This window comes from Gulosibacter sediminis, from assembly GCF_014904065.1.
In the GTDB taxonomy this organism is placed as follows: Bacteria; Actinomycetota; Actinomycetes; order Actinomycetales; family Microbacteriaceae; genus Gulosibacter; species Gulosibacter sediminis.
This window is the reverse complement of record NZ_JACXJG010000001.1, coordinates 110,030-128,384: the sequence shown is the minus strand read 5'-3', so window position 1 is coordinate 128,384 and position 18,355 is coordinate 110,030. Positions and strand designations below refer to the sequence as shown.

General features: G+C 67.3%; 12 protein-coding genes and 1 pseudogene. 4 read left to right on the top strand and 9 right to left on the bottom strand.

What is annotated here, in order from left to right; translation table 11 throughout:
• A complete protein-coding gene (locus tag ID132_RS00550; protein WP_193127587.1) occupies positions 1 to 2,745 on the bottom strand; it encodes a glycosyltransferase family protein in 2,745 nt (914 codons plus the stop codon).
• A gap of 335 nt (positions 2,746 to 3,080) precedes the next feature.
• On the opposite strand from ID132_RS00550, the gene ID132_RS00545 reads away from it, so the two are divergent.
• Positions 3,081 to 4,727, top strand: coding sequence for an ArnT family glycosyltransferase (locus ID132_RS00545; RefSeq protein ID WP_193127586.1), 1,647 nt, complete (start codon positions 3,081 to 3,083; stop codon positions 4,725 to 4,727).
• Here the strand turns inward: ID132_RS00545 and ID132_RS00540 are convergent.
• From ID132_RS00540 to ID132_RS00515, 6 genes and pseudogenes are all read right to left on the bottom strand, one after another.
• Positions 4,724 to 5,956 (bottom strand): polysaccharide pyruvyl transferase family protein, encoded by a 1,233-nt coding sequence (locus ID132_RS00540; RefSeq protein ID WP_125106919.1) that lies wholly within the window; start codon positions 5,954 to 5,956, stop codon positions 4,724 to 4,726. The genes ID132_RS00545 and ID132_RS00540 overlap by 4 nt on opposite strands.
• Entirely contained in the window at positions 5,953 to 6,885 is a 933-nt protein-coding gene (locus ID132_RS00535) for a lysylphosphatidylglycerol synthase domain-containing protein (RefSeq protein ID WP_125106918.1), read from the bottom strand. Before ID132_RS00535 ends, ID132_RS00540 begins: the two co-directional genes overlap by 4 nt.
• Positions 6,886 to 6,888: 3 nt before the next feature.
• Positions 6,889 to 8,022 carry a nitroreductase family protein gene (locus tag ID132_RS00530; RefSeq protein WP_193127585.1) on the bottom strand — a complete coding sequence of 378 codons (1,134 nt, stop codon included), beginning with the start codon at positions 8,020 to 8,022 and terminating at the stop codon, positions 6,889 to 6,891.
• Positions 8,023 to 8,112: 90 nt separating this feature from the next.
• A pseudogene (locus ID132_RS00525) lies at positions 8,113 to 9,463 on the bottom strand (UDP-glucose dehydrogenase family protein).
• A 54-nt stretch (positions 9,464 to 9,517) separates the two neighbouring features.
• Positions 9,518 to 10,900 (bottom strand): glycosyltransferase family protein, encoded by a 1,383-nt coding sequence (locus ID132_RS00520; RefSeq protein WP_125106915.1) that lies wholly within the window; start codon positions 10,898 to 10,900, stop codon positions 9,518 to 9,520.
• Positions 10,900 to 12,072 (bottom strand): glycosyltransferase family 4 protein, encoded by a 1,173-nt coding sequence (locus ID132_RS00515; RefSeq protein ID WP_125106914.1) that lies wholly within the window; start codon positions 12,070 to 12,072, stop codon positions 10,900 to 10,902. The genes ID132_RS00520 and ID132_RS00515 overlap by 1 nt, the downstream gene beginning before the upstream one ends.
• Before the next feature lie 30 nt (positions 12,073 to 12,102).
• On the opposite strand from ID132_RS00515, the gene ID132_RS00510 reads away from it, so the two are divergent.
• Positions 12,103 to 12,996 (top strand): NAD-dependent epimerase/dehydratase family protein, encoded by an 894-nt coding sequence (locus tag ID132_RS00510; protein WP_125106913.1) that lies wholly within the window; start codon positions 12,103 to 12,105, stop codon positions 12,994 to 12,996.
• Here ID132_RS00510 and ID132_RS00505 read toward each other — a convergent pair.
• Both ID132_RS00505 and ID132_RS00500 read right to left on the bottom strand, forming a co-directional pair.
• A complete protein-coding gene (locus ID132_RS00505) occupies positions 12,993 to 13,964 on the bottom strand; it encodes a lysylphosphatidylglycerol synthase domain-containing protein (RefSeq protein ID WP_125106912.1) in 972 nt (323 codons plus the stop codon). The genes ID132_RS00510 and ID132_RS00505 overlap by 4 nt on opposite strands.
• A gap of 9 nt (positions 13,965 to 13,973) precedes the next feature.
• Positions 13,974 to 15,095, bottom strand: coding sequence for a glycosyltransferase family 2 protein (locus ID132_RS00500; RefSeq protein WP_193127584.1), 1,122 nt, complete (start codon positions 15,093 to 15,095; stop codon positions 13,974 to 13,976).
• Positions 15,096 to 15,261: 166 nt separating this feature from the next.
• Here ID132_RS00500 and ID132_RS00495 point away from each other — a divergent pair, with 166 nt between their 5' ends.
• Positions 15,262 to 16,215, top strand: coding sequence for a glycosyltransferase (locus ID132_RS00495; RefSeq protein WP_164509746.1), 954 nt, complete (start codon positions 15,262 to 15,264; stop codon positions 16,213 to 16,215).
• Positions 16,216 to 16,275: 60 nt separating this feature from the next.
• Positions 16,276 to 18,225 (top strand): acyltransferase family protein, encoded by a 1,950-nt coding sequence (locus tag ID132_RS00490; protein WP_193127583.1) that lies wholly within the window; start codon positions 16,276 to 16,278, stop codon positions 18,223 to 18,225.
• Positions 18,226 to 18,355: the final 130 nt, after the last annotated feature.

Here is an 18,355-nt window from a genome sequence, read left to right as displayed (position 1 = left end):
CTAGTCTACGAGGCGACTCGACGATATGCCTGCCCCCGAACCGCTCGCCTCGGCTCGGCGCCGGCGCCCCACGACGGCAATCCCGACCCAGACCGCCACCATGGCCGCGAGTGAGGCACCCGTGACGACCGCGCCGGTGACGAACCCGGGCGAGCTGAACTTGAGCTTCAGCTCGTAGCTGCCGGCGGCCGGGACGTAGACGGCCGCACCGGCGTGCTCGGCCGGGAGCAACTCCGCCGGTTCGCCATTCAGGGTCGCGGTCCAGCCAGACCGTCGCATCGAATCCGCGATCACGACCCAGCCCGGCCCGTCGGCTTCGATCTTGACGTTTGTGATGTCCAGATCGTCCGACTGCTCGACGGTGACCGTGGCGTCGCCGCCGCCCGCCTCCGCCGTCGGCGACTCGAGCACGACCTCGTCGGGCTCGGCGTCGTCCGCGAGGTAGTCAAGCCGGTCCTGTGGGTCCTCCTTCACGACCTCCGAGCTCGCCCACCGGATGCGGTCAAGCGCGGTGTCGCGCTCTAGGATCGTCACGTCGCCGGCCAGCACGACGTTGAGCCCATCATCGATCGGCCGGAGCACATCGACCTCCGGCTCCGCGTCGTCGTCCGCCGCGCTCGTCAGCTCGATCGAAGCATCCGGGGTGTCGGTCGACAGGCGAAGCTCCCATGCCTGGTCGTCGTCGAGTTCATCCGCGTCGAATGCCAGGAAGATGTCCTCGTCGATTTCGCGCAGTTGTTGGGTGTTGCTGGCGAGGACCTCGCCGTTCGGCGCCACGATCTCGGCGAGCAGGGTGACGCCCTGCGGCGGAATGTTTTCGGCGGCAACACTGTGCACCATGACACCCCGCAGGGGGCCGCTGCCGCTGGCGGTGACCTGACCCGCGTCGCTCCCGAGGTCGATCGGTAGCGCGGCGTTTCCGCCCTCGTCCTCGACCTCGCCGGGGAGGGCAACGTTCGACGGTACGAGCGCATACGCGACGCCATACCGGTCGAGGATCTGATCGTGGACCGTCTGGCTGAAGCCGGCCGCGTCGAAGCTCGCGTAGGTCGGCGTCAGCAGCGCCGACGGTTGCACCTCGGTGATGAGGTCGCGCCACTGCGAGGTCATGAACCCGCGGCCACCGAACATGCGAATCTCATACACGCTGGACGTGCCCATGTAGATCGCGTTCCCGTACGAGATCACGCGATTCTCTCCGATCGCGTCCTCGAGGTAGGTCGTGGCCTGGGTGTCCGGGTAGAACGTGTCGGCATCATTCACGGTCCACCAGGTCTTCATGACGTGGGCCGCCGGCACCGCGACAATCACGAGGACGGCCGTGCCCGCCACCACCTTGAGCCAGGCGACCGGGTACATCCGGAGCAACGCGACGAAGAGTGCAATCGCCACGACGCAGATGAACGATGCCACGATCCACCGCTCCGCAAACACCGGGGAGGGCGAGTTCACGACAGCGGCGACGGTGGTTCGGAAGAGCATGTAGGCCACGAAGACCGCCGTTGCCCAGCCGAGCAGGTCAAGAATCCGCGCTCGCCGTGACGTCACTGGCATGACCCGCGCCGGGCGCAGCAGCACCTGCAGCCCGAACGCGGCCATCACGGCGATCAAGAACCCCGAGACGCTGCGCATCCGCCCGAAGAGGCTCGTGCCGAGGGCGGGGAGGTCCTGGATCAGGGCGAGCAGCGGGCCACCCCAGAACATGGCGGCGGTCACGAGAATCGTTACGATCGGGAAGAACCAGAAGATGCCGGCGCGCTGCCCGACGCGACGCCAGAGCAGCAGCGCGAGGCACGCGAGCGCCAGCGCGCCCGCCCCGGCGTAGTTGAAGAGTTCGACGACGTTGACGTCGATCCACACACCCGTGGCATCGGGGAGCCCCATGACATATGGCAGCACGGTGCTCGAGAGGGAGACCGGCTGCAGGATCGCGCCCACCTGGGTCTGCCTGGCGGCAAAATCCACGACGTCGCTCGCGTTCAGCGCAAACGGGAGCAGGTGGATCGCCGCGAGCGCGAGGCTCCCGACCACGCCGGCGCCGTACCGCAGGGCCTGCATGCCGAGGTCGATCACACGCTCCCGGGTGCTGCCGTGCCAGAGCGTGAGCGCGCGCACGACCGCATAAGCCGTCACCACGTACATCGCGTTGACCGTGACGCCGGGGAAACCGCCGAGCCACATGCAGGCGAGCACGACGCTCAAGATCGGCACCGCGGTCCATTTTCGGCTGGCGATGAGCTTCTCCACCGCCCAAAACAGCAGCGGGATGAACGCGGCCACGCGGGTCTGCGGCCAGCCCGTCCACGCCACCATGAACCCCGAGCTCGCATAAATAATCGACGCGAGGGGCCACGCGGCCCGCGTGATGCCGAGCCGGCGCAGGAAGAGCGACGAGCCGAGCGCGATGACCGCGATCTCGAGCAGCTTGACCACTGCCGGGGCCAGCTCCATCGGCAGCACAAAGTACGGCAGGCTCAGGGGCGACAGATACGCGCCATTCGGCAGCCCCGCCAGCTCGCCGCCGCCGAGCTGATACGGATCCCAGAACGCCAGGTCACCGCGAGACATTGCCTCGTGCATCAGGATGGTGCGCGGCAGCACCGAGTCGACGGTGTCGGACACCAACACGTTGCCGGGCACCAGCATGGTGTCGGTGACCGACCAGTACGTCGGCGACTGCGTGAGGATGTTCGTGCTCGCGAACACGTTGCCGGGGAGCAGACCCGGCAGCACCGTCAACACCACGATTAGGGCGAGAGCACACCAGCCCGCAGTGGCCACGAGGTTTTCGACCGTCGCGAACCGCCCTGCTGCCGACCACAGCCGAGCACCTCGTGATGTCGCGGGTTGCTGCACTAACTGCCCTTCGCCGGGGGAACGCGCCGATGGATGTGAACTGAACGAGCATATCGCCACTCCAATGCCCCAATGAAGCGCTGCTCCCCGTCTCCCGCCCGGCGCTTCGCCGCGCCTGGGGTGACCACGGTGGGATAAATTGACGGATGACCTTTGACGCTCACGAGCGCGCAACTACGCCCCGGTCAGCGTCCTTCCCCGAGCCCCGAGAAAAGCGAGTTTTCGTGTCGTCAGTCGTCGTTCCCCCCGCCACCAGCGAGACCGCAGGCGGCGAGCCGGCACCGCCGAGCCACGGCGCACGGCGCACGTTGACGACCGACGCCTGGTATCGCCTCGGGATCGCCGGGATCGGCGTCGTGTTCTTCGTCATGTCGCTGCTCTCGGCACTGAACACCCCCTACTTCGATGGCCCGGATGAGCACGAGCACGTGAACTCGGTGTCGCGGCTCGTCGACGGCGGGGGCTGGCCGCTCCCCTACGAGGCGCCGATGCAGGGAACGATTATCCAGGCCCAGCGGGACAACGGGGTGAAGATCCAACCCGTTGACACGGCCGCGCCGCAGGTGTCGCCCGAGGACCGCGGGAACTTCGCTGGCCCCGCAAGATACGCCAACCGGGGCGTCGACGCGATGGTCCAGCATCCCCCGGCCTATTACCTGGCGGCCGCCGGGGCCGTCTGGCTCGCGGGCGGCGAGGATCTCCGCTGGGACCACGCGTACATGGTGATTCGCGGCACCTCGGCGCTGTTCATGGCCGGCGCGATCCCGTTCATCATCGGCGGCGTGCGGTGGGCCACGGGCCGCCGCACGGCGGGCCTGCTCGGCGGTGCTGCCCTGCTCCTCGTGCCGTTCTTTAGCGTGATCGGCGGGTATGCCTCGAACGACACCCTCCTCACGCTGAGCGCGAGCGCGACCATGTATTTCCTGCTGCGCTACTGGCGCGACCCCGAGCCATCGCGGTGGCTGCTGCCCCTTGCGGGTGTGGCCTACGGCGTGGCCTTGCTCACCAAGGGCTTCGCGCTCTTCCTGGGGCCGACCGTCGTCTTCCTTGCGCTGCTCGGCGTTTGGCGGCACCGCAACGGCCTGCTCCGCGGCATCCTGCGGCTTGCCGTGCCCGCGGTCATCGCCGTCGCGCTGGGCGGCTGGTGGTGGGTTCGTAACTACCTGGTCCTCGGCACGGTACAGCCGAGCCGAGCCGGGCAGCGCGAGCACCTCACGGAGGCGCTCCCCGGTTACGACTTCGGCTTCTTCGTGAGCAACTTCTTCGAACGCCTCAACAACACGTTCTGGGCGCGCGGCGCGCTGCCCGAAGAGATTCCGCAAATTGCCGCGGTCGGGGTGATCATCGCGTTGGTGGTGGCGCTCTGGCTCCGCAGGACTCGCGTGCCGCTGCTCGTGACCGCCCTCTACCTGGTCATCACGATGTCGACGATCTTCGTAAACGCCCACGCGATCTACTTCGACCTCGGCGACCCTGATCGCGGGGTCCAGGGGCGTTACCTGTTTTCGGGCTTGATCACGCTCGCCATTGCGGTCGGTGCCGTCTGGCTCCTGCTGCTACGCATCCGGAAGCCGGTCGCGCGCGCCGTGGTCGCCGTACTCGGCGTCCTCGTGCCGCTCGGGGTGAATTTCGTGACGGTGTTCTGGCTGGCCGACCGTCGGTGGCTGCTGTTCTGGCAGTCGCGCGGCGCGCTCTGGGAGCGCTCCAACTGGCGGGCAGACTCGGAGTGGTATGGGGCTGTGCCGCACTGGCTCGACGTCACGCTCATGGGCGTTGGCGCTGTCGCGTGCGTACTGGCCTGCGTCGCCGTGACGAAACTCGCGCTGGCCGCGCCGCGGGTGGGCGCGGACGCCGAGACTGAAGAACGTTAGCGCTGCGCGCGCAGGATGCGGACGATCTCTTCGACCTGCACGCGCGACTTCGCCTTCACCTCGGGCAGGGACTCGCTGAGCTTCGCGCGCACCTCGTCCTCGTTCGCCGCGAGGCGGTCGAACTCGCCGCGCAGGTGGGCCTGCGAGAACTTGTCCTTGCCGAACGCCCACTCGGCGAGGCCGAACATGTCGAGCACTTCCTGGTACTTGTGGCTCCAGCCGATGACGAGCGTCGGCACCGCCATCGCGAGTGACGACACCATCGCGTGGAAGCGTGACGCGACGAAGAGGTCGCAGAGGCCGATGACGTGGCGCAGGCCCTGTGACGACATCTCGGTGTCGATGAACAGGAGGTCCTCGCTCGCGTCGATGCGCTCGGCGAGGTCGCGCACCATCGGGAGGTCATTGTTATGCGTCTTGTCGGTGCCCGTCCGAACGCTGTGCGGGATGAGCGCGACGCGGTAGCCGCGTTCGGAGATGAGGTACTGGGCGAACGAGGCGAGTTCGCCGACGTAGTCGCCGCCGTCGCCGTCGATCTTCTTCTGCATCACGACACTCGGCGAGATGCCGACGACGGGCTTGCCGCCGAAGAACTCGACGTCGAACTGCGTCTCAGCCTCGCGCTTCTCGTCGTCGGTGAGTTCGAGTAGGAACGCGTAGTCGGCGCCCGGCACGGTGTTGGTCAGGCCGAGTCCGTCAAGGTGCTCCTGGGTGATTGCACCCCGCGAGATGATCTTGGCCATCTTCGGCAGGAACACCTTGGCGGCAGCCTTGTTCGCGGGGTTCTCGAACGGGCCGAGCGCCTGCGCGCACTTGAAGACGGGCACACCCTCGTTGAGCGCGGGCAGGATGCTCGCGACGTTGTAGACGAGGAACTTCTCGCGGCCGTCCACGAAGGTGATCCCGCCCTGGTCGAGCAGGATGTCGGCCTTGGCGAGGGCTCGCGCGGCCGGCGAGTTCGTACGCAGGGTGCGGCGCAGCGGCGGCAGCAGGCGGTACGCGAGCGCCGCAGAGTTGATCTTCACGCCGAGCGTGAGCGGATCGGCGGCCACGATGTCGAGGTTCGGGTAGGTGTTGAGCTTGCGGTCCTCATCCGGGTACATGCTGAGGAGGGTGAAGCGCACGTCGCCGAGCTCCTCGGTCAGGGTCTGCATTGCGCTCTCGAGCATGGCGGCGGCACCCTTGTTCCCCGACAGGGCCGAACCGATGATCACGATGTTGTAGGTCACTGCTGCTTGAGCCTTCCCTTGTTGAGGACGAAGTAGATGAGCGCGACGAGGGCGTCGGAGACGGTGGCGCACAGGCGTGCCACCAACGTTACGACGATCGCCTGCGCGACCGGAATGTAGGCGCTCAACAGTGCGACGGCCACCGCCTCGCGCACGCCAAGCCCGCCCGGCACGAAGATCGCGAGCATGCCGATGATGCTCGCGAGGATGTAGGTCGCGGCCACGCCGAAGACCCACTCCGGGCGCATCCCCACCATCGACTCGACGATGAAGACGAAGCCGATGCCGTTGAGGATGCGCGGGATCAGGTAGCCGAGCTGGAAGCCGACGAGGGGCAGCGGGCGGATCACGTCGCTCGCGGCGAAGGGCTTGCGCTTGACGAGCGCGAGCGCCTTGTTGAGCAGCCAGTAAAACGCCTTCGGGAAGAAGATAATGAGCATCGGCACGACTACGAGCAGCGGCAGGAACAGGCTCGCGTTCGAGGAGAGCTCCTCGCTGAACATGAAGACGACGGGGATCGAGAGCAGCACGCTCGCGATCACCATGAGCACGTTCTCGTAGATGACCGAGTTCGTAACCGTCTTCTTGCTCAGGCCAACCTTGTTGCCCCAGGCAATCTTGTTCAGCACCGAGCCGACCTGGCCCGGGATGTACTTGAGCACCCATGACGCGGCATGGATGCGCACCGCATCCGAGATTGACACCTTGGTGCCCGACATGTAGGCGAGCAGGCGACCCCAGAGCAGCCCCGACACGACGACCGCCAGGGTGAACAGCACGGTGCCGCCGACCAGCCACCAGTCGAGGTGGAGGTCGACGTCGCGCAGTGCCTCGATGTTGTTCGAGAGGGCGCGCCAGAACAGCAGCGCGATCGCGATGATGATGACCCAGGGCAGGATCTTCGACGCGAGCTTGAGCGCCTTCTTCAAGGGCTACTTCTTCGCGTTGATCGACCGGATGGAGTCGATCGACTTCTTCTGCGAGAACGGCACGCCGCCGTCTGGATCGGCGTAGCCGAACGCGATCAACATGATCACGCGCTCGCTCGCATCGAGGCCGAGCGCCTTCTGCATCTGGATCTCGAGCGGCTCGAAGTCGGGCCAGTTGATGATCGTGCTGCTCAGGCCGAGCGTCTCAAGGCCATAGATAAACGACATCGCGGCGAGCGAGGAGTCCACGTAGATCGCGTGGCGGTCGCGCGGGCTGAAGTAATTCTCGAGCTTGCCAACGACGACCGCAATGGCCGGCACCTGCTCGGAGTAGCCACCGGTGCCGAAGGGGATGCCCGCGACCTCGCGCGCCATGGCCGGGTCGGTAAAGACCTTGAACTCGTAGGGCTCGCGGTTGCACGCGGTCGGCGACTGGCGGGCGACGGCGAGGGCCTTGTCGACGAGCTCGGTCGGCACCTCGCGCTGCTCGAACCAGCGCACGCTGCGGCGGTGGGTGGCGAGGTTGAGCATCTGGTCATAGGTTACGCCCGGCTCGGTGCGCTGGCCCGCGAGGAACGGCGAGCGCGAGACGACGTCGGTCACGGCGCGGTCAGTCGGCTGCTCGTCGATGCCCTCGACCGGGTCGAGCGTGCCGATGACGTTCTCGAAGCGTTCCTTCGCCTCGGCGATGACCGGGTTGCTGAGGTCGACCATGCCGAAGTACGCGGTGAGCACATCCTTCGCCCAGGCGATCTCGTTCGGGTCGACGCGCACGGCGCCGCTGCGGCGGCTCAGCGCGCCCTCGAGAAACTCGATGGTCTCGCCGAGGTAGTCGAGCGCGAACACGTCGCGGCGCGGCTGCATCACCATGCCCTTTTCGAGGCGGTGGATGTTGCGGCGCAGGCCCACGTTGTTGCGCTGCGGGCGGTTGATGTCGCGGTAGTAGTGGCTGCGGCCGCGGAGAACGGCGTACTGCTCGCGGTTGAAGGTCGCAAAACCGACCGTCGAGTACAGCGTCGCAGTGAGGCGGTTGGATGCCGCCACGGCCAGCACGGCCCGATTGGTGCCGTTGTAGACGGCACGGACCTGTGGGTTCGCGAGCACGTTCTTGACGGTCGATTTCAGCTTCTTGAGCATTACTTCGAGGCACTCCTTTTTACTCTGTCCTCGAGACAGACGTTCAAGCGTACGTCAGGCCCGTCAGGCGTGACAAGGGAAGGTCGGGGGCTACCGGCCCATGCCGAGGTAGGTGAATCCCGCCGACTCCCAGTTCGTGCGGTCGAGGCAGTTGCGCCCGTCGAGGACGACGCGGCCTGCCGCGAGCTTCGCGACGTCCGCCGCGTCCAGCTCGCGGAACTGCGTCCACTCGGTGAGCACCGCGATCGCATCGACGCCGGTGACGGCCTCGTCGATCGAGTCGATGAAGTTCAGGTCGTCAGCGAAACGCGCGACCGTCGGGCCCGCCTTCGGGTCGGTCACGCGCACATCCGCGCCGGCCGCCGCGAGCTGGCGGGCCACGTCCACGGCCGGCGAGTCGCGAATGTCGTCGCTGTCGGGCTTGAACGCCGCGCCGAGCACCGCGATGGTCTTGCCCTCGACGCTGCCGCCGAGCGCATCCGCGAGCTTCGCCACCACGCGCGAGCGCTGGCGCACGTTCACGGCGTCAATGTCGCCGAGGAAGTCGAGCGTGTCGTCGAGACCGAGCTCGTCGACGCGCGCCTGGAACGCACGGATGTCCTTCGGCAGGCAGCCGCCGCCGAAGCCGACACCGGCGCGGAGGAACTTCTTGCCAATGCGGTCGTCATAGCCGATCGCCTCCGCTAGCGTCGTCACGTTGCCACCGGTCGCGTCGCAGATCTCCGCCATCGAGTTGATGAACGAGATCTTCGTCGCGAGGAAGGAGTTCGCCGCCACCTTCACGAGCTCGGCCGTCGCATAGTCGGTGACGACCTTCGGCGTCTCCGTCCAGTCGCGACCCGCGTAGGTCTCACCCGAGAGGATCTTCGCGTAGGCGCCGTCGAGCAGCGCCTCGGCGCGCTCCGCCTGGGCCGGGTCCACCGGCAGGCCGTAGACGAGGCGGTCGGGGCGCAGCGTGTCGTCGACCGCGAAGCCCTCGCGGAGGAACTCGGGGTTCCACGCGACGATCGCGCCCTTGGCCGCGAACTTTTTCGCGAGCGTGGCCGCGGTGCCCACGGGCACGGTCGACTTGCCCGCAACCAGCGATGGGTTTTCGGGGTGGTCCGGCAANGACCGCGAGCAGCGCATCCGTCGCCGCGTGCACGTACGTGAGGTCGGCGCCCTGGCCGTCCTTGCGCTGCGGGGTGCCGACGCCAATGAAGTGGATCTCGGCATCCGCCGCGTCTGCGAAGTCGGTCGAGAACGTCAGGCGGCCCGCCTCGACGTTTCGACGCAGGAGCTCGTCGAAACCAGGCTCATAGAACGGGGCCTTGCCCGCCGAAAGCAGCGCGACCTTGTCCGCATCCGTGTCGATACCGACTACCTGGTGCCCGACCTCCGCCATGCTGGCGGCATGCACCGCGCCGAGATACCCGCAACCGATTACAGAAAGCTTCGTCATGCCGACAATGTTACCGGCGAGCGGACGCGAGCCCGCTGCAGACAGGCGGCGGCGTTATCGAAGCAGGCCGGTAATGGATGCGCTGTAGAGCAGCGCGAGACCGCCCGCGCTGAACAGGGCGGGCTTGTCCCAGCCCCGCTCCTGCACCACCAACGCCACCACGAGGTAGGCGAGCGGCAAGTACGCAATGCCGTAGCGCGTGGTCATGCTCGGGAAGTACATGCCCTGGTCGGTGAGCGCCTCGAGCTGCACAAAGAACGGGGTGATGATGAGGCCGGCGAGCAAGACGAGGTTCGCGATGCTCGCAGACGAGCGGCGACGGAAGACCACGAGGGCGAGGAAAGGAATCACCACCATGAGGATGCCGAGCACCTTCGCGGAGAACTGCGCGCCCCAGCCGTTGAGCTGCGGGTGGATCCAGTAGCCCTGGCCGATACCGAAGAACGCGAGCGGCGTCGAGACGAGCAACTCGCCGATCGGCAGACCGGTGAATGGCGCCGTCGAAAGCCCCTGCATCGGGGTGATCCAGTTGGGGTCGCCCCGGCCGGAATGAACGAGGTTCCAACCCACGTACACGCAGATCAGGGCGACCGCAGAAACCACCGCGAGGAGCATCTGCTTGGTGCCTCGAGGCCGGTCTGACTTCACGAACTTGATGAGGCCGTTGATGCCGACGTACGCGGCGACGATGACCAACGGCAGCGAGATGATTACCTTCGATCCGGCGGCCAGCAGCATGCTCACGCCCGCGAAGATGATCGGCACCTTGCCCCCGTTCACCACCCGGCCAAGGATGAACACGCTCGCGGCTCCCGTCAGCGTGGCCACCGCATCCGGGTTCACGGTCGCCCCGGAGTGCATCACCATGGGCGTCGCGATGAGCGCGAGGGCAGCGGTTGTCGCCGGGGCGACGCGCACCCGCCAGGTACGGATCGCGAGATAGCTCGCGGCGATGCCCAGTGCGACGATGCCCGCGCTGACGAAACGCGCCGCGGTCACGAAGTTGATGTCGACAACCGAGGAGATTGCATTCGCGGTGACACCGGCAACCGCGTAGTACACGGGCGGGTGGAAGAAGTTGTACTGGTAGGCCGAGTACATGAAGTTGTTAGGGTCTTCGGCCTCTGGGCTGCCGCAGGGCGGCACACCAAATTTCGCGTCGCCGCGGCAGGACCAGTCTTCGAGGATCTCCGGGGACGCCTGGTCGCCGGCCGCCGGAATCTGACCGTGCGAGATCTTGAAGGCATAGTCGGCATGCGTGTACTCGTCGTATCGCGAGTACTCGGGGGCCCGCACGATTGCCACCAGCGAGATCAGGAGCACCGCGAGCGCAAGCAAGGCGGCAATGATCACATCGCGGCGCCCCAGCGGATGCGAGTTCGTCGCGGCCGAGATCGGCTGGGGGTCGTGGCGTTGAGCAGTTGCGGCGGAAGACATTATTCCTGGCTGGCGATGATGCGGTGCAAAATATCGGTGTATCGGCGCCCGATGGCTGCCTTACTGTACACACTCTGGGCGCGCTCGGCAGCCGACGAGCCGAGGCGGGCGCGAAGTTCGGGATCTGCCGCCAGCTCTTTGAGCGCCGCGACGATTGCCTCGGGGCTGCCAGGCTCGACAAGCGCACCCGTTTCGCCCGGAATCACCGCCTCCGAGATGCCGGGGAGGTCGGAGGCGATGATGGCGCAGCCTGCGCCCATGGCCTCAAGCAGCGCCACCGGCAGGCCGTCCTGGTCACCGCTCGAGGACGGCACCGAGGGGAAGACCGCGACGTCCGCCTTGGCGTACTCCTCGCGCAGCGTCTCGCGCCCCTGCTTGCCGAGGAACTCGACGCCGGGCCCGGCCTCGGCCTCGAGCTCGGCACGGAGCGGGCCGTCCCCGATCACCCGCAGGCGCCAGGTGCCCGGCTCGAGCATCCGCACCGCGCGCAGCAGGTGGGTGAGGCCCTTCTTTTCGACCATGCGGCCGACAAACACGATGGAAAGCGCGTCGTCGTCGCGCTCGACTCGGGGGCGCACCGTGTCAAGGTCGGCGCCCATGGGGACGACCTCGACCCGATCGGCGGGCATCCCGAGGGCGCGGACCTGTTCGGCCATCTCCTCGTTCATCACCGTGACGTAGCTCGCGCCGCGGAGCACCCAGCGCTTCAGCGCTCGCAAGGGCGCCGCGTTCAGGGCGTAGAGGTCGCCGCCGAGCGTGGTGATCAGCAGGGGCGTGCCCGGCGCGACGAGGCGCGCGACAACGCCCTGGGGGATGATCCAGTGCGCGTGGATCGCCGCTGGATTGCCGTTGCGCACCGCCCGACGCGCGGCCAGCGCCTCCGAGATCACGAACGGAACAACCTGCAGCCACCGGCTCTTGCGTTCCCGCAGGTTCTCGATGATCGCGCCCTCGGCGAGGTCCTCCCACCGGCGCGGAAAATAGCGGAAGCGGCGGACGCGGAAGCCGTTGCGTTCTTCAGTTGCCTTGGACCCGGGGACTGACGGCACGACGAGCGCGGTGTCGAATTCCTTGGCGACCTCGCCAGCAAGGTCGGAGACAAACTCAGGGGTGCCATCGCCAGCCTCTGCGGGGAACGTTGACGCGAGCACCAGTAGCCGGGTTCGCGCCACGGGCCACTCCCTCCAGTAAACTCAAGAACGATGTCGCAAGTATTCCACACGCAAGGCTCGCCAGAGATCGCCGTTGTCGGCGCGGGTGGCTTCATCGGTTCCCGCACGCGGTGGCTCGCCGAGCAGCAAAATGTACCCACGGCTGCGTTCACGCGCGCCAATCCGCTGGTGCTGGACGGCGAGCTGAATCCGGGCGCCCGAGGCGTCAAGACCGTTGTGTGGTCCGCGTCCATGATCACGCCTTCGGTGGCCGAGTCTTCGCCCGAGGCAGTGCTCGAGGAGCGCGAGCAGTTCAGCGAAGCTGTGCGAGTCTTGAGTCAGCAGGAACAGCGGCCGCGTTTCATCGTGCTGTCCTCGGGCGGCACCGTCTATGGCGGCACGAGCGCCCCCTACTCGGAGGACGACACGCCGCATCCGGTCAACCGCTATGGCGCCGCTCGGCTCGGCCTCGAGCAGGTCGCGTTTGAGTCGGCCCTGAACGCGATCGTGCTTCGCGTGGCAAACGCCTACGGCCCCGGGCAGAAAGCGGTTCGTGGCCAGGGCGTGATCGGCCACTGGTTCAACGCGATCCTCGAGGGGAAGCCGATCACCGTGTACGGCGACGGCACCACGGTGCGCGACTATGTGTATGTCGACGACATCGCACGCGCGATCCTGCTCGCCCACGCGTCAACGACGCTCAACGCGAATCACATTCTCAACATCGGCTCGGGCGAACCGACCACGCTCACGAAGCTCGCGCGCCTGTGCCTGCGCACCGCGGACAGCAACTGCGAGATTCGCTACGAGGAGCACCGCGGCTTTGACGCGCCGACGAACTGGCTCGACGTCAACGCGGCCGCCGCGCAGCTTGGCTGGAGCCCCAGCATCACCCTTCGAGAGGGTCTCAAGCACACCTGGGACTCGATGCAGGCGGGCCGCTAGTTCGCCTCGTCCTTGGCGGGGCGGTCGCGCAGCGCAAAGCTGCCCAAGCCGAGCACGACGTCGGCGACGGTCGAGAGCACGCGGGCGAGGAGCACCACGACGATGAGTTCGCCTGGGCCCAGGAAGCCGGCGAGCATGGCCGCGAGCACCACCTCGCGCACGCCCAGTCCGGCGGGCATGAAGAACACGATGAAGCCGATCGCCCACGAGAGCGAGTAGCCGCCCGCGGCGAGCAGGAACGACGGCACGCTCGCCGGCATGCCGAGCTGCACGGCAATGAGCCACACCACGGTGCCCGAGATCAGCCAGCCAAGCAGTGCGTAGAGGGTCGACTTCAGGATGCCCGCGCCGCTGAGCGGGTGCTCGAGCGGTGGGCGCCGCGCCAGCCGCAGCGCGAACGCGATGACGCGGTTGAGCACCGGCGGGATCAGGAAGACGATGACCACGGGCAGCAGCGCAAACAGCCAGACCGACTGCGAGAGCGGCACATGCCCGGTAAACGCCAGCCCCGGCACGGCGAGGATGCCCGCGCTCACGATCGACACCAAGACCGACACGACCATGGCGGAGAGCGAACGGCGACGGGGAATCTCGCGCTGCGCCCCCATTTCGACCACCGCGAGGTAGTTCCACACGCCGCCGGGCACATACTTACCCAACTGCGAGATGAAGAACAGCTTGCTCGCGTTGCGCACCGAGATGTCGGTGCCGAGGTCCACGAGAATCTCGCGCCAAGAGAGCATGGTCACGAACACGTAGACGATGGCGAGCACCGTGGTGATCGCGAGGATGCCGCCATCGAGGCGCGTGAGCGCGTCGCGAATGTTGTCCCACTGGCTGATGACGGCCCACACCGCGAATGCGAGCGCGATGACGAGGAAGAGGACCTTCACCACCGGCGAGCGCAGCGCTGAGAGCACCTTCGAGAGGGCGCCCTTGGGCGCCTGCTCGGGAGAAGTTTCAGTCACGGTCGGCGGCTAGCGGGCCTGGTGATCGCGGCGATCCTGCTGCGCGCTCTCCCGGTCCAGGTGCTCGCGGTTCAGGTGCGGCTGCACGATCTGCTGGATCGCGTCGGTGCGCGGGAAGCGCTGCACCTCGTCGACACCAGCGATGTCGTCGGGAAGGTCAATAACGGTGTACTGCGTGCCCGCGACGTGCGGTCCGCCGAGCTGCACGCGCTTGACGCGCTCGAGGACGTCCTCGAGGAGCACACGGTTCGTGCGCTGGAGGTCGGCGATCACCAGCAACACGTATGACATGAACGCGGCGAGCAGCATCACGGCGCCGAAGAGCAGCGACTGAATGTGGTCGCCGTGGGTGCCCAAGATGAAGAGGACAAGGAATCGCACGAACGGGATCAGGCCGAGCACGAGCATGATCGTGCCGATCGTGCCGAGCACGACGTGCGGCTTGAACATGAGGAACGAGCGCGTGATCGCGGTGCCCGACTTGAACATGTGCTGCCAGATGTTCTTGAAGAGGCGCGACTCGCGGGTCTTCGCGTTCGTCTCCACCGGCACCGAGGCGATGCGCAGTCGCTTGTTGCCGGCCTGGATGATCGTCTCCATGCAGTAGCTGAACTGCGTCACGACGTTGAGACGGAACAGCGAGTTGCGCGAGTAGGCGCGGAAGCCCGACGCCGCATCCGGCAGCTGCGTGCCCGCGGCCATGTTCACTACGTCCGAGCCGACCTTCTGCATCGTCTTCTTGAACGGCGAGAAGTGCGCGATCTTCGCGGTCTGACGGTCGGCGATGGCGATGTCGGCCTCGCCGGCGATGACCGGCGCGAGGAGGTCGGGGATGCGGTCCTGCGGGTACTGGTTGTCGCCGTCGGTGTTCACGACGATGTCGGCACCGTGCGAGAGCGCGTAGTCGACGCCGTCGCTGAACGAGCGCGCGAGGCCCATGTTGCGGGCGTGGAGCACAAAGTGCTCGACGCCGAGTTCGCGCGCGACTTCGACCGTGCGGTCGGTCGAGCCATCGTCGATGACGAGTATGACGACCTCGTCGACCCCCGGGATCTCGCGCGGGATCGAGTTGATCACGAGCGGGAGGGTCTCTTCCTCATTGAGGCAGGGAATCTGAACAAAGACGCGCATATGAAGGGTTCCTGACACAGGCCAAGCGAACAAGTACCTATAAATGGTAGCGGCCAGGCGGGAAAACGCCCGGTTGCCACAGCGCGGAGTGGACTCTGGGTCCTTCAAGGCCGCTCGCCTACCATCGTCAGCGTTGACCTACTCCCCAAGGCCATCAGAGAGCTACATGACCCATTCGACCCCGCCGCGCATCCTCGTGCTGCTGACGACGCACAACGGTGCGGCGTTTCTCGAGGAGCAGCTCGACTCCGTGCTTTCGCAGCGCGGTGTCGACGTCGACGTGCTGGTCTCGGACGACAACTCGACCGACGGCACCACGGGGTTGCTCGAGCGTTACGTCGCGGACTTTGGCCACCGCATCCGGCTGCTCGAACCGGGCGTGTTCGGCTCGGCCACGGCGAACTTCTTCCGGATCATGCGCGAAGCTGACTCGACGGGCTACGACGCGATCTCGTTCTGCGATCAGGACGACGTGTGGGTGCAGGGCAAGCTCGAGCGGCACTTCAACGTCCTCTCGCTGCCGAACGGCCTCGACGGGCTCGGGCCATACTCGGGCGTGTCTTCCAACGTGACCGCCTTCACCTCAACCGGAGAGCGGCAGCTCGTCGTCAAGAACCAGCTGCAGCGCAGCGCCGACTACATGTTCGAGTCGGCGGGCCCGGGGTCGACGTTTCTGCTGCGGCCCGCGGCGTTCGACCTCGTGCAGCGGCAGCTCCGCTCCCCCGGCAGCGTGGCTGACGCAACGGCGGCGCACGACTGGCTGGCCTACGCGCTCGTGCGGGCATCGAGCGGCCGGTGGTTCATCGATGGCGAGTCCACGGTCGAATATCGGCAGCACGGCAAGAACGCCCTCGGGGCGAACGAGGGCCTGAGCCAGTACGTGCGCCGTTTCCGATCGATCGCCAACGGCAAGTTCCACAGCAATGCGATGCACATGGTCGACGCCTGTCTCGAGGTCGCATCGCCAGACGAGCGACGCCGGCTCGAATGGACCAAGCGTCGCCTCGACCGGCTGTCCTATCTCGACCGGCTACGCCTCGCCCGCCGCGTCTCGGAGTTCCGCCGGCGCCGCCGCGACCAGCTCGCCCTGGCCGGGACCATCGCGTTCGGCCTCTTCTAGCCCAGCCCCGCGGATCCCCCGGGAGGCAGCCCGGCCCCCTACTCGGTAGCCTGGAAGCTTATGGCCGCGAAATGGATACCCGAGGTGCAGGGCGTGCGCACGCTCGCGCTTGCCCTCGTCGCGGCGTACCACGTCTGGTTCGGCAAGGTCTCCGGCGGCGTCGACGTCTTCCTCTTTATCTCGGCGTTTCTGCTCACGAGGTCGATGATCACCTCGGTCGAGCGGGGCGCGACACCGCGGCCCTTCCAGACCATCCTGCGCCGCTTCGCGCGGCTGCTCCCGCTGACGCTGACGGCGNTGCTGCTCATCGTCGCCGCGTCGCTGCTGTGGCTGCCGACCTCCGAGACACCGATGATCCTCACCCAGGGGTTCGCCTCGGCGACGTACTGGGAGAACGTCTATCTCCAGCTGCAGCAGATCGACTACTTCGCGGTTGACCGGAGCACCGCATCCCCCTTCCAGCACTACTGGTCGCTCGCGGTGCAGGGTCAGGTGTTCGTCGCCTGGCCGGTGCTGTTTGCGCTGCTCTACCTGTTCGCGCGGTCGCTGCGGCTCAACGTGCGCAAGGTCGCGCTGTTCGGGTTCGGGGCCGTGCTGGTGCTCGGCTTTGCGTACTCGGTGTACGCGACCGACGTCAACCAGCAGGCGGCCTACTTCAGCGTGTTCGCGCGAGTGTGGGAGTTCGCGGCCGGCTCGGTGCTCGCGCTGGCGCTGCCGTGGCTGCGGGTGCCGGGGCCCGCGAAGGCGGTGTTCGGCTGGGCGGGCGTGCTCGGCATCGTGCTGTGTGGCTGGGTGCTGCCGGTCGAGGCATCGTTCCCGGGGTGGGCGGCGCTGTGGCCGGTGCTGTCGGCGGTGCTCGTCGTGCTCTCGGCCGGCGCGCCGCGGTACGGCGCGGGCGTGCTGCTGAACCACCCGCTCATCCAGCGGGCCGCGAACTACAGCTTCGCGCTGTACTTGACGCACTGGCCGGTGCTCGTGATCTACCTCTTCGTGGCGCGTGTGGATTCGGTGTCGTTCCTCGAGGGCGCGGGGCTGCTCGGCATCTCCGCGGGGCTCGCGTGGCTGCTCACGAAGCTCGTCGAGGAGCCCGTGGCTGAGTTCCTGGCCGGCCGGCAGACGCCGGAGCGGATGCGCGGGCTCGGGTCGCTCGCGCGCGCCGGCATCGTCGTGGTCGCGCTGCCGGCGGTCACGCTCGCGACGCTGGGGGTCGGCCAGGGCATCGCGTCGGCGCGGATGCACGAGGCGCGCGCCGAGGCCGATGCGATGCCGGTCGCCGAGTACGGCGCGAACGCCCTCGACCTCGACTCGGGCCCGCTGTGGCCGAGCGAACTCATCGTGCGCGATGATCTCGCCCCGCTGCCGCCGTGCGATCAGGCGACGCTCGCCAGCATCAATGCGGAGCTCGACAAGTACTGCATGGGCGACGGCAATGCCGACACCTGGGTCGTTGGTAATTCGCAGGCGCAGCAGGCGATTCCGCTCGTGACCGGTCCGGTGCGGGCCTACGTGCTGTTCGAGTGCCAGTTCGGCGGCGAGGGTGTGCGGCCGGAGATCGAGGACGAGTGTGACGCGTTCTGGGGGAACATCACCGAACAGATCCTCGAGGACAAGCCCGCGACCGTGGTGGTGCTCGCGACCCGCTCGTACGAGGACGACTCCGAGGCCGAGCTGCCCGGCATCGTCGACTGGATCGACCGGATTACGGACGCGGGCATTCACGTTGTCGCCCTGCGCGATGCGCCGCGCACGACATTCAACCCGTTCATGTGCACCGAGCAGTGGGGCGTCGACGCCGACCGCTGCGGCTTCACGACGAGCCTGTCGACGCCGAACATCGACCTGCAGGAGCGCATCGAAGCGGCGGGCGGCGAGTACGTCGACCGCAATCCGCTGATCTGCCCCGACGGCGAGTGCACGCCGGTGCGCGGCGGCGTCTACGTCTTCATGGACTCGAGCCACGTCACCGCGACCTACATGCGCACCGTCACCGCCGCCCTTGCCCGCGAGTAGTAACGGCGCGGCTCACTAGACGCATCGCCTCACCGGTCGGGGCTGCCGACGCGATTTCCCGCTGGCACGGGTGTTGCGGCATGGAGCCCGCGGCATGAGCCCGCGGCATAGGGCCTGCGGCAGGGACGCG